This is a genomic window from Enterocloster lavalensis, from assembly GCF_046603895.1.
GTDB lineage: Bacteria > Bacillota > Clostridia > Lachnospirales > Lachnospiraceae > Enterocloster > Enterocloster lavalensis.
Window position 1 is genome coordinate 3,614,111 of sequence record NZ_CP176637.1, and the last position, 11,652, is coordinate 3,625,762.

Here is an 11,652-nt window from a genome sequence, read left to right on the forward strand (position 1 = left end):
ATTACTCCTCCTTAAAACATGCTGTCTGGCGGTTACTTAAATGTTACGATGGTCACGCCGGAATCTCCTTCACCAAAGACGCCCAGGCGGAATTCTTTTACATATTTTAACTTTTTGAGCCGGGTGTGGACGGCATTTTTCAGCGCCCCGGTGCCGCGGCCGTGAACCACGCGGACCGTGGTGAGATGGGCCAGGTAGGCGTCGTCCAGATATTTTTCCATCACAGGCATGGCCTCGTCCACTGTCATGCCGATCAGGTTCACCTCCGGGGAAATGGAGGCCGATTTCGATACTTTGATATTGCTGCTTCCGGTGCCGCGCCCCTTGCCGGAGAATTTGCCGCCGCCGGAGGACGGGATGGAAGGCCCGGTGATGTCCTGTTCGGACAGCAGCTCCAGGTCTTTTACATTGACCAGGGAGCGGAGAATGCCCATCTGCACATAGAGGTCGCCCCGGGCGTTGGGCAGGGTGCTGACTGTGCCTTTGAGGCCCATGGACAGGACTTTGACACCGTCCCCGACCTTCAGCTTCTTGGGGGAAATAGGCTGGCTGGGGCCTTTGGCCTTGATGGCCAGCTTGTCGTCGGCCTCCTTTAATTTCTCGCGCAGCTTTGCGCGCTGGGCTTCCAGCTGTTTGTTCAGGCCGGAGTCCGCGGAGAGCTTGTTGATCTGCTTGATGGTCTGATCCGCCGTCTCCTTGGCTTCCCGGAGAATCCGCTGGGCCTCCTCGGCGGCATTTTTGAGCAGCTTATCCTTGCGCTCGTCCAGGCGCTCCTCCTTCTGGGTCAGGCGGGCCTTCAGCTGGGCGATCTCGTCCTTGTAGGCCTTTAATTCCTCCTGCTCCTTCTCAATGGTCAGACGGCTTTTTTCCAGGCTGGAGAGCAGGTCCTCAAAGGATTCGTCCTTGGCCTCCAGGTGGGTTTTGGCGTCGTCGATGATATAGTCGGGCAGACCCAGCTTGCTGGAAATGGCGAAGGCGTTGCTCTTGCCGGGAACGCCGATCAGCAGGCGGTAGGTGGGCTGTAAGGTTTCCACGTTGAACTCGCAGCTGGCATTTTCCACGCCGGAAGCGCTGAGGGCGAATACCTTCAGCTCACTGTAGTGGGTGGTGGCCATGGTGCGGCATTTCATGTTGTGCAGGAAGCTTAAAATGGCGATGGCCAGGGCCGCTCCCTCGGTGGGGTCCGTGCCCGCGCCCAGCTCGTCGAAGAGGCACAGGGACCGGGAATCCGCCTCGCCCAGAATCCGCACGATGTTGGTCATGTGGGCGGAGAAGGTGCTCAGGCTCTGCTCGATGCTCTGTTCGTCGCCGATGTCCGCAAATACCTGGTCGAACACTGCAAGCTCGGAGCCCTCCCAGGCGGGAATGTGGAGTCCTGCCTGGCCCATAAGGGTGAACAGGCCCACGGTCTTTAAGGAGACCGTCTTGCCGCCTGTGTTAGGGCCGGTGACGATCAGCAGGTCGAAATCCTTGCCAAGCCAGACGCTTATGGGAACCACGGTTTTGGGGTCTAAGAGCGGATGGCGGCCGTCCTTGATGTGGATGTAGCCGCGGTCGTTAAATACCGGGGCGCTGCAGCGGTAGTGCCGGGCCAGGGCGGACTTGGCGAAAATGAAGTCCAGCTGGGCCAGGAGCTGCATGTCGATGGCCAGGTCCTCGCAGTGGGGAGCGGCCTGGTTGCTTAAATCGGCCAGCACCGCCTCGATCTCCTTCTGTTCGCGGATTTCCAGCTCGCGGATCTCGTTGTTTAAGCGCACAATGGCCATGGGCTCAATGAACAGGGTGGAGCCGGTGGCAGACTGGTCGTGAACCATGCCGGGAACCTGGTTCTTGTACTCGGATTTGACGGGCAGGCAGTAGCGGCCGTCGCGCATGGTAATCACCGCATCCTGCAAATAGGTGCGGTTGGAATTCAAAATGGAGTTCAGCTGGGTGTGGATCTTGTCCGCGGCCAGCTTCATGGCCCGGCGCACGTGGGAGAGCCCGGGGCTGGCGTCGTCCGCCACCTCGTCCTCGCTGAGGATACAGCGCTTGATCTCCTGATTCAGCGGGGTTAACGGCTCCAGGGCCGCGAACATGGGCTCCAGGGAGTCGGCAAGGTCGTCATTTTCCTCATCCACGTCCTCGTGGCGGCCGTAGGCCTTGGCCCGGGCGGCGCAGGTGAGCAGAGAGCTGATGGAGAGCAGCTCCGGGATGCTCAGGGAACTGCCGATCTCCAGGCGTTTTAAGGAATCGCCGATGTCCCGGACTCCGGAGAAGGAGGCCGTGCCCTTTAAGCGCACCCGGTTGACCGCGTCCGTGGTCTGCTGCTGCCAGGTGCGGATCTCCTCCAGGTCCGAGGAGGGCTCTAACGCCGTGCAGAGGGCCTTTCCCAGGGGGGAGGCCGCGTACTCGGTGAGCTGGGCGATGATTTTATGGTATTCCAAAGTTTTTAATGCTTTTTGATTCATGAATTTCACCTATAATAAACGTATAATTTGCGTGGTTTGGCGGAGCTTTTTTGGCGCAAAGCGCCATATACAGTATATCATAAAATCGGATATTTACTATCATTTTTAATATCTTTTCATATTTACGAGCTTGCATAAAGAGTGGAAGAAACGTATAATAGGGATATGTGGGTTTTTTGAGCATACCAGATTCTTGACAGGGAGGGGTTCTATGCCGGAAAAGAATGGGGACAAGCCTCACCGTTTTATCAATGAAAAGATTGTCCGCCAGCCTCTGTCCAAACGGCAGATTGCCAGACGCATTTTGCTGACTGCTTTCTGCGGGGTTTTGTTCGGCGTGCTGGCGGCTGTTTGTTTTGTGGTGTCCAAGCCCCTGGCGGAGCGGTATCTGGGCCAGGAGCAGCCGGAGGAGAGCAGCCAGATCACCATACCCAAGGACGAGCTTGAGACCACCACCGCAGCGCCGGTGGAGACCACGCAGGCGGTCAGCCAGCCGCCCAAGGAGACAGAGCCGATTTCACAGATCGTCAAATCTGAGATGGAAAACTATCAGTACACGGTGGACGATTTAAACACCATGTACGGCAGTCTGCGCTCTGTTGCCACGGAGGTGGGCAAGGGTGTTGTGGCGGTTCACTCCATTCAGCACCAGGTGGATTGGTTTGACAATCCCATCGAGACCACCGGGCAGTACGCCGGGGTTCTGATCGCCAAGACCAAGACGGAAGCTCTGATTCTCACGCCGGAGGAAGCGATTGAGGCGGCGGACTCCATTGAGGTGGTATTTCAGGACGGCACGGTGGTGCCGGGCAAGATAAAGCAGCGGGACACCGTGGCCAACATGGCGGTGGTCAGCATCGAGCTGTCTGCGCTCACAAACGACCAGACCAAGAAGCTGACCCAGGTGGAGTTGGGCAATTCCTACTCCGTGAAGCAGGGCGACATGGTGATCGCCGTGGGCGGACCTGCGGGGATCGTTCATTCCACGGACTACGGTTTCGTGTCCTATGTGGTGAAAAGTGTCCAGGCGGTGGACGGCATCTCAAGGGTGTTTTACTCGGATGTACAGTCCAATTCCGGGATGGGGACCTTTATCCTCAATACCAACGGCCAGCTGATCGGCTGGGTGACGGACAAATATGACCGGGAAGACGAGTGCAACATGACCACTATCGCGTCCATTTCCGACTATAAAGGTGTGCTTCAGAACCTGAGCAACGGCTTCGCGGCCCCATATTTTGGAATCCGTGGGCAGGAGGTGAACTCCGCCATGGAGGAGAGCGGGCTTCCCCAGGGGATTTACGTGACCGATTGCATTGCGGACAGCCCTGCGTACAACGCGGGAATCCAGCCGGGCGACATCATTACTTGGATCAACGGCTCCAAGACCAACACCATGAAGGATTTCCAGAATCAGGTGGAATCCCTGAAGCCGGGGGACAAGGTGAACGTTGCGGTACAGCGGAACGGGAAGGACTCCTATAAGGAAATTGAGTATCCGGTGACCATTGGGGCGAGGTAAAATGGCGTTGGAACGGGCTGTTGCCGGGCCGGCCAATGAGTTGACATAAAAAAGAGATTTGGAAAGGAATCAAAATAATGAAATATATTGATACACTCAGGGAGGGTATGCACACCACGGATGTGTACCTGTGCAAGAACAAACAGATCGCCGTGACCAAGAACGGTAAGGAATACGGCAATCTGGTGTTGCAGGACAAGACGGGTACCATCGATGCCAAGATCTGGGATTTAAATTCCCCTGGAGTGGGCGAATTTGAGACCATGGACTACGTGCACGTGGAAGCGGATGTGACCCTGTTCCAGAATTCCCACCAGCTGAACGTGCGGCGGATCCGCCGGGCGTCCGAGGGGGAGTACGTGGAGGCGGATTACCTGCCTGTATCAAAGAAAAATATTGACAAGATGTACGAGGAACTGCTGGGCTTCATCGCCAGCGTGAAGAATCCGCATCTGAACCAGCTTCTGAGCAAGTTTTTTGTGGAGAGCCCGGCATTTGCCAAGGCCTTCAAGTTCCATTCCGCGGCTAAGAGCGTACACCACGGTTTTGTGGGCGGACTGCTGGAGCACACGCTGAGCGTGGTAAAGCTGTGCGATTATTATGCGGGGTATTATCCGCAGCTGAACCGGGATCTGTTGATCACCGCGGCTATTTTCCATGATTTGGGAAAAACGCGGGAGCTGTCAACATTTCCGGAGAATGACTATACGGACGACGGGCAGCTTTTAGGGCATATTATTATCGGAACTGAGATGGTGGGGCGCATGATCCGCGCGATCCCGGGATTCCCGGAGCGGACGGCGGTGGAGCTGAAGCACTGTATTCTGGCCCACCACGGGGAGCTGGAGTACGGCTCGCCGAAGAAACCGGCGCTGCTGGAAGCTCTGGCCCTGAATTTCGCGGACAACACGGACGCGAAGATGGAGACCATGATCGAGGCGTTAAACGCAGGCGGCGAGAATACGGGGTGGCTGGGGTATAACCGGCTGCTGGAGACGAATATTAGAAAGACGACGGAATTGTAGAACGCGCTGTACATAAAAATTGGCTTTATATTAATGAATGAAAGTGTGTGGGCCGGAAAACATACGGTAACGGCATGGGCCGGGTATGTTTTCCGGCTTGCATCGGTTTTGGGAAGAGGAGATTTGAGAAGATGAAGAAGAATGACGAATTTGTGGTGGCGATTGAGGATATGAGCGAGGACGGCGCGGGGATCGGCCGGGTGGACGGATATATCTGGTTTATTAAAGATACCGTGATCGGGGACGTGGTGAGGGCTGGGGTCATGAAAATGAAAAAGACCTATGGTTTTGCGCGGCTGATCGAGGTGGTGGAACCGTCAAAAGATCGCGTGGAGCCCAGGTGTCCGGTGGCGCGGCAGTGTGGGGGCTGCCAGCTACAGATGATGGATTATGAGGCGCAGCTGAGGTTTAAGGAGCGGAAGATTTATAATAATTTGAAGCGGATTGGGGGGATGGAGAATTTGAGGCTGCCGGGGGAGGAATGCGGGAGCGAGGATGAAGGGGCTGGGACGGGCGAAAGGGCCGGAGCGGATGGCCGGAAGATCGTGCGGATGGAGCCGATCATGAGGATGGAGGAGCCGTGGCGGTACCGAAATAAGGCGCAGTTCCCATTTGGGGTGAGTAAGGATGGGAGAGTGATCACCGGGTTTTATGCGGGGCGGACCCATTCTATCATTGAAAATGAGGATTGTTTGCTGGGGGTGGAGGAGAATCGGGAAATATTACGGATTGTCCGGGAGTTTATGGAAGAATTTGGGGTGAAACCTTATGATGAAGAGGGGCATCGGGGGCTGGTGCGGCATTGTCTGATTCGGAAGGGGTTTGCCACCGGGGAGATTATGGTGTGTCTGGTGGTGAACGGGAGGAAGGTGCCGAAGGATGAGGTGCTGGTGGAACGGTTGAGGCAGGTGGACGGGATGACCAGTATTTCGCTCTGCGTGAATATGGAGAAAACCAATGTGATTCTCGGGGATGAGGTGGTGAATCTCTGGGGGCCAGGGTATATCACGGATTATATCGGGGATGTGAAGTATCAGATTTCGCCGCTGTCGTTTTATCAGGTGAATCCGGCGCAGACCGTGAAATTGTATGGGACGGCGCTGGAGTATGCGGGACTGACGGGGGAGGAGACGGTCTGGGATTTGTATTGTGGGATCGGGACGATTTCGTTGTTTCTGGCGCAGAAGGCGAAAAAGGTTTATGGGGTGGAGATTGTGCCACAGGCCATTGAGGACGCCAGGCGGAACGCAGAGATTAATGGGATTGATAACGTGGAGTTTTTTGTGGGGAAGGCGGAGGAAGTGCTGCCGAGGGAGTTTGAGGAGAAGCAGATTTATGCGGACGTGATCGTGGTGGATCCGCCAAGGAAGGGCTGCGATCAGGTTTGTTTGGATACGATTGTGAAGATGGGGCCGAAACGGGTGGTGTATGTGAGCTGCGATTCGGCGACGTTGGGGAGAGATGTGAAGTATTTGGGGGAGAGAGGGTTTGAGGTGGAGAGGGTTAGAGGGTGTGATATGTTTGGGATGGGGGGGCATGTGGAGTCGGTGATAATGATGCAGAATTGTGGTTTTAAGAAAAAATAGAGGTTTAAACCACAAGATATAGTGGTTTTTGAGCGAAAATCGAGCGAAAAACAGGGCAAAAAATGGCCGTTTTTAGCCCCGATTTTTAGCCCCTTCCGCAGATGCAGGAAGGTATTTCAGTGATATATGGGAAAAATTCAAGGTCAGCCGACGAAAAATTGGCTGGCCTTTTTACGTGATATAAATGAAATTGGGTGATGGGATTTAGGCAGTGAAAAATGGATAAAAACAACACCATAAAAACGAAAAAAGCATATGGAGGTAAAGAATGGGAACAGAGCTTGATAAGGATAGGGACTTTGATGTAGACGTAAAATTGAAAATTACATTTAAAAACAGAGAGTTTAACTGTCTGATGCAGCCAGAAATTGAAGAAGGGATTGTGGAATTCCTGAAAGGGATTAATGGTGACTACATGATAACGGAAAGTGAAAGCATAGAGTTCCTTGGGGATGAGGCAGTCATTGCAAAATACAGTTTCTGCTGCAATGACACAAGCGAAGCAGAGGCAGAGGGTTTTGCAAAACACATGGTCCATGAGGCAGATTATAAATTTAAGGAGATGGGGTACACGTTGGAAGCAGAGAGCTACCATGCACAGGAATCGGATATGAGCTGGCTTGATGAATTTGAACGGCAGATTTTTGGATAGGGTAAAGGCAGAAAACGCTCAGAATGAAAAGAACAGCAGAACACCATGCAGATGAGTGGAATGCAGGCGATCTAAAACAGAAAAGAAAGAGGGAGGATAAGCATGACGGCAAGGTTTATGAAGGGAACAACCATGGAGGCCCTGGAGGCGGAAATGCAGCGGATACCGGGCTTTGGGCCAAGAAAAAGCGGAGTCATCCGAAGCCGGTATTCCCTGCGGGATTTAAAGGGTGCCAACTGTCCGTGGGAGGAAAAGAAAACGGAGGCGGTGGAGAAGAACGAAGCATTTTATCAGTCTCTGCTCCAGCTGTTGGCCGCAGAACTGCCGGAGGGGACCTTTCTGGTGCGGGTGATGAAGCTCCAGAACCGGCGTGAGGCAGAACAACGGTTTTTCAGGAATGAGGAGCACCGAAGGCGGTTCCTGCTTTTGTTACGGTGCGGTCTGTTTCCCGGACTACGGACTGATCCTGGATTTGCAGCGGCTGTATTCCTGTTAAGTTCCGATGCAGGGCTCTGGGAACAGGCGGTCCCTCATGTGTCAGAGAGGGGAATTGATTATAAAGCATTTCATGTACATGGCGTAGACTTAGATGGCTACGCTATTTTTTGTGCTGCAAAGGAGCTGGGGACAGGGAAACCTTATTTAAAACTTTCAGAGCTGGGGGACGCTGAGCTGATCCACGATGGCCTGCTTCTGTTAATTCTCCACAGCATCTTAATCAGCAGGCATGGAATCGGAATCATTTACGGAGAGGAGGAAGAAACATGTTAAGAATACGAATCGGTTATGACGAAAGGAGTGCTTCCTGGCTGACATTCCCGCAGCAGCCAGGAAAAATCGATCTGCTTTACACGGAAATGCAGAAAGATCCTCCAATGATTGTTTACGAGGCGGAATCTTCTATCCCGGCGCTGCCGGAAGTGTTAAAAGGTATGAGGACCGATGCGGAATCCGCGAGGGCGTTGGCGTGCTTAGCAAAGCGGCTGGAATATTTAACACAGGCAGAACAGGAGTTGTTTTCTGCGGTTTTGAAGGCTGAAACCCAAAAGTCAGGGAAGGATATCCTCAACCTGTCTTATAACCTTGACAATTACGAACTTGTGGCAGGGAATCATGATCCCGGGCAGACGGGGCAAACCGTACGGAAAGTGGAGGGTAAAACCTTTCAGGATGTGTATCATGGGGAGTTTCCACCGGATGCCGGCTACGATAAAAATTCGGTGTTCCTTCTGCATATTTACACAGGGAGAAAGGGGTATTCCCTGGCCGTACCGACAACACCGGAGAAGATGGAGATGGCAAGAGTAGCTCTGGATCTAAAAAGTCTGAACCAGTGTAAATTCAACCAATATGGAGGACCATTCCAGGAACTGTGGGGATATCTTCCCACAAAGAGTGATCTCAAGGAAGTGAACCGTATCGCAACTATTTTAAAGGAGAAAGTGTTATCCAACCATAGCTATACACTGAACTTTTTGAAGGCTGTTTTTCTGGCGGAATGCCCGAGGACTATGAAAGAGGCGCTCTCGGTTGTGCGGAATATGGGAAACTATGAGTTCCTGGATCAGGTACAGGAGCCAGGGACCTATGCCAGGGAGGTAATCAGAAGTTATGGAGATCCTTCTCTGGAACCGCTGTTGGACCGGTATGTGGACTGGGATGCCATAGGCCAGGCTATGATGAAGGAGCATGGGGCTGTTCAGACCAGATATGGCATCGTGACGAGTAAGAAGTGGTGCTGCGAACGGCTTTCGGATGAAACGGTGGTAACGCGCCTCTATAACCAGTTGACGGGGGTTTTTTGTGGTTCCGAAGGTTATGACGAATCATTTAGTGCAACCGAACTGACCATTTTTGAAAAACAAATCCGGGAGGAATTGGAACAGGACTCTATATTTGAGCAGAAAACGGGACTTGCAGAGTATATGGACAACCAGTTGATGAAACAGAGAATCCTCAGTATGTTTCCAGCGATTGAGGTTTACCACCATGCTCTTTGGGGGGTGCTGCAGATCGAGATCAAAGGAGAGTTGACGCCGGATGAATTGGAATGGACAAAAAAATACTGGATGGGTCAAGCTTCAGATGGCTGGGGAGAAAGCTTTGAACAGACCGATATTGAGTGTGAAGATGGCGGGATTCTCAATGTCTATTTTTATAATTCATCGATGATTTATGGCCCCCGGACAGAGCAGGAACTAAAGGGAGTAGAATCTGTACAGCAAGGTCCACAGATGGGAGGAATGTGGTAATGCAGGTCTGTATCTATGCAAAACGGTATCAGAGTGATTTCTGGTATCAGGGATATACCCTGACACTCCCAGCCCACCAAATGGCGATGGAAAACGCGAAACAGTGTGCGAGAGTTGCAGATGGGGAGGGATACTCCCTGGAACTTGTCGGCCAGTGGCCTGATTTTCTATATGAGCCGCTGGAAACGTGCAGTGCTACGTTGGAGGAACTGAATTTCCTGGCGCAGAAACTTTCCCAGATGAGTCAGGAAGAGATGGATACCTACGAGGGTGTGATACAGTCTGTACCGGAACGGGCCATCAGGAACCTGATTAATGCGGCTTACAATCTGGACTGCTTTGAGCTCCTGCCAGGAATTATGGATGAGGAGGAGCTTGGCGAGGTATCCATGGAAAATGACTTAGTGCCGGCCATTCGGAACCTGCCGGATGAGGTCTATCCTCTCCTGTCCCTCAAAAAGGTGGGGCATTATGTGAAGGAACAGGAGCAGGGTGTTTTTACCTCGAAGGGATACTGCTGCCGCAACACGGAAGGCTGGGTGGAACCGTATGATGGGAGGGAGCTTCCGGAACAGGTGACGGAGGTGGATTGTATTTTTTGTCTGCGTCTTCAGTCGTTAAAAACAAAGGCTGATGCCAGGCTGGAACTTCCCTGTGATGAGGGGCGGATACGGCAGACCCTTGCTGATTTGGGGATTCACACATTTCAGGAATGTACCATCATGGAAATACGCAGCCCGATTCCCCAGTTCGAATATGTCTTCAGCCAAGCGGCGGAAGTCGAAAAGATGAATGCATTAGCGAAGGAATTGGCCACCTTGTCCCCCAAAGAACTGATTAAGTATAAAGCGATTGCATCTTATGAGTCCTGTGACAACCCGGAGCAGGCCAGGATCTTGTACCATACCATGGACCGCTATACCTTTGATCCCATTCAGGTTACATTTGCTACCTACGGCAGGGAGTGCCTCCGGGAAGGGGGAGCCAACCTGGAGGCTGAGGCGTTCCAAAATTTTGATTTTGAAAGTTATGGGAAGGCAGAAAGCAGGAGAAGCAGGCTGAGTATGACGCCGTATGGAGCCATTTCCTATGAACCGCCATTGGAGGAAGCACAGGGACATGGGATACAGATGGGAGAAATGTGATAATGCAGGTTTGTATCTATGCGGAACGGCATAAGAGTGATTTCTTGTATCAGGGATATACCCTGACACTCCCGGCCGATCCAATGGCGATGGCAAACGCCAAGCTGTGTGCGAGGGTTGCGGAGGGAGAGGGATACTCCCTGGAACTTGTTGGCCAGTGGCCTGATTTTCTATATGAGCCGCTGGAAACGTGCAGCGCTACGTTGCAGGAATTGAATTTCCTGGCGCAGAAACTTTCCCAGATGAGTCAGGAGGAGATGGATACCTACGAGGGTGTGATACAGTCTGTACCGGAACGAACCATCAGGAACCTGATTAATGCGGCTTACAACCTGGACCGCTTTGAACTCCTGCCAGGAATTATGGATGAGGAGGAGCTTGGCAAGGTATCGATCAAAAATAACTTAGTGCCGGTTATTCGGAACCTGCCGGATGAGGTCTATCCTCTCCTGTCCCTCAAAAAGGTGGGGCATTGTGTGAAGGAACAGGAGCAGGGTGTTTTTACCTCAAAGGGATACTGCTGCCGGAGCACGGAAGGCTGGGTGGAACCATATGATGGGAAGGAGCTTCCAGAACAGACGATAGAGGACTATATTTTTTTTGTGCATCTGCAGGTATCAAAAACAAAAGAAGATGTCTGGCTGAAACTTCCCTGTAGTGAGAAGAGGACACGCCAGGTCCTTGCCGATTTGGGAATTCACACATTTAAGGAATGTACCATCACGGATATACGCAGTCCGCTTCCCAATTTTGAAAATGCCTTCGGCCAGGATGTAGACGTCGAAACGTTGAATGCATTAGCATTTACCATCTACGGCATGGAATGTCTTAGGGAAGGGGGAGCCGATCTGGAGGCTGAGGCGTTCCGGAATTTTGACTTTGAAAGCTACGGGAGGGAAGACTGGAGGAAAAGCAGGCTGTGTATGTCACCCTATGTGGCCAGTTCCAATGAAACGCCGTTGGAGGAAGAGCAGGGAAATGGACCGCAGATGGAACTATAGACACAAAACCATGCAGGAC

The 11,652-nt window shown here is 52.6% G+C and carries 9 protein-coding genes; 8 read left to right on the plus strand and 1 reads right to left on the minus strand.

All coding sequences use genetic code 11. The annotated features are described in order from the left end of the window. Positions 1–32: 32 nt before the first annotated feature. A complete protein-coding gene (locus ACK2JC_RS16155; RefSeq protein ID WP_320936379.1) occupies positions 33–2,450 on the minus strand; it encodes an endonuclease MutS2 in 2,418 nt (805 codons plus the stop codon). A 211-nt stretch (positions 2,451–2,661) separates the two neighbouring features. Here ACK2JC_RS16155 and ACK2JC_RS16160 point away from each other — a divergent pair, with 211 nt between their 5' ends. The 8 genes from ACK2JC_RS16160 (at position 2,662) to ACK2JC_RS16195 (ending at position 11,633) form a co-directional block, all read left to right on the plus strand. Next, entirely contained in the window at positions 2,662–3,972 is a 1,311-nt protein-coding gene (locus ACK2JC_RS16160; protein WP_092370993.1) for a S1C family serine protease, read from the plus strand. A 77-nt stretch (positions 3,973–4,049) separates the two neighbouring features. Beyond that, on the plus strand, positions 4,050–4,997 hold the full coding sequence (locus tag ACK2JC_RS16165; protein WP_007705371.1) for a 3'-5' exoribonuclease YhaM family protein: 948 nt from the start codon (positions 4,050–4,052) through the stop codon (positions 4,995–4,997). 131 nt (positions 4,998–5,128) lie between these two features. Next, entirely contained in the window at positions 5,129–6,583 is a 1,455-nt protein-coding gene (gene rlmD, locus ACK2JC_RS16170) for a 23S rRNA (uracil(1939)-C(5))-methyltransferase RlmD (protein ID WP_368272330.1), read from the plus strand. 268 nt (positions 6,584–6,851) lie between these two features. Then, positions 6,852–7,235 carry a hypothetical protein gene (locus ACK2JC_RS16175; RefSeq protein ID WP_320936376.1) on the plus strand — a complete coding sequence of 128 codons (384 nt, stop codon included), beginning with the start codon at positions 6,852–6,854 and terminating at the stop codon, positions 7,233–7,235. A gap of 102 nt (positions 7,236–7,337) precedes the next feature. Next, the gene (locus tag ACK2JC_RS16180; protein WP_320936375.1) at positions 7,338–8,006 is read left to right on the plus strand and encodes a hypothetical protein; all 669 of its coding nucleotides are present in this window, start codon (positions 7,338–7,340) and stop codon (positions 8,004–8,006) included. Further along, positions 8,000–9,487, plus strand: a complete 1,488-nt coding sequence (locus ACK2JC_RS16185; protein ID WP_320936374.1) for a hypothetical protein — start codon at positions 8,000–8,002, stop codon at positions 9,485–9,487. The genes ACK2JC_RS16180 and ACK2JC_RS16185 overlap by 7 nt, the downstream gene beginning before the upstream one ends. Beyond that, the gene (locus ACK2JC_RS16190; RefSeq protein ID WP_368272528.1) at positions 9,487–10,632 is read left to right on the plus strand and encodes a hypothetical protein; all 1,146 of its coding nucleotides are present in this window, start codon (positions 9,487–9,489) and stop codon (positions 10,630–10,632) included. The genes ACK2JC_RS16185 and ACK2JC_RS16190 overlap by 1 nt, the downstream gene beginning before the upstream one ends. Before the next feature lie 257 nt (positions 10,633–10,889). Next, positions 10,890–11,633, plus strand: a complete 744-nt coding sequence (locus ACK2JC_RS16195) for a hypothetical protein (RefSeq protein ID WP_368272530.1) — start codon at positions 10,890–10,892, stop codon at positions 11,631–11,633. Positions 11,634–11,652 lie beyond the last annotated feature (19 nt).

Bases quoted from the DNA above. Each gene is read 5' to 3' on its own strand.
- ACK2JC_RS16155 (WP_320936379.1), bottom strand. From the start codon at position 2,450: ATGAATCAAAAAGCATTAAAAACTTTGGAATACCATAAAATCATCGCC.
- ACK2JC_RS16160 (WP_092370993.1), top strand. From the start codon at position 2,662: ATGCCGGAAAAGAATGGGGACAAGCCTCACCGTTTTATCAATGAAAAG.
- ACK2JC_RS16165 (WP_007705371.1), top strand. From the start codon at position 4,050: ATGAAATATATTGATACACTCAGGGAGGGTATGCACACCACGGATGTG.
- rlmD (WP_368272330.1), top strand. From the start codon at position 5,129: ATGAAGAAGAATGACGAATTTGTGGTGGCGATTGAGGATATGAGCGAG.
- ACK2JC_RS16175 (WP_320936376.1), top strand. From the start codon at position 6,852: ATGGGAACAGAGCTTGATAAGGATAGGGACTTTGATGTAGACGTAAAA.
- ACK2JC_RS16180 (WP_320936375.1), top strand. From the start codon at position 7,338: ATGACGGCAAGGTTTATGAAGGGAACAACCATGGAGGCCCTGGAGGCG.
- ACK2JC_RS16185 (WP_320936374.1), top strand. From the start codon at position 8,000: ATGTTAAGAATACGAATCGGTTATGACGAAAGGAGTGCTTCCTGGCTG.
- ACK2JC_RS16190 (WP_368272528.1), top strand. From the start codon at position 9,487: ATGCAGGTCTGTATCTATGCAAAACGGTATCAGAGTGATTTCTGGTAT.
- ACK2JC_RS16195 (WP_368272530.1), top strand. From the start codon at position 10,890: ATGGATACCTACGAGGGTGTGATACAGTCTGTACCGGAACGAACCATC.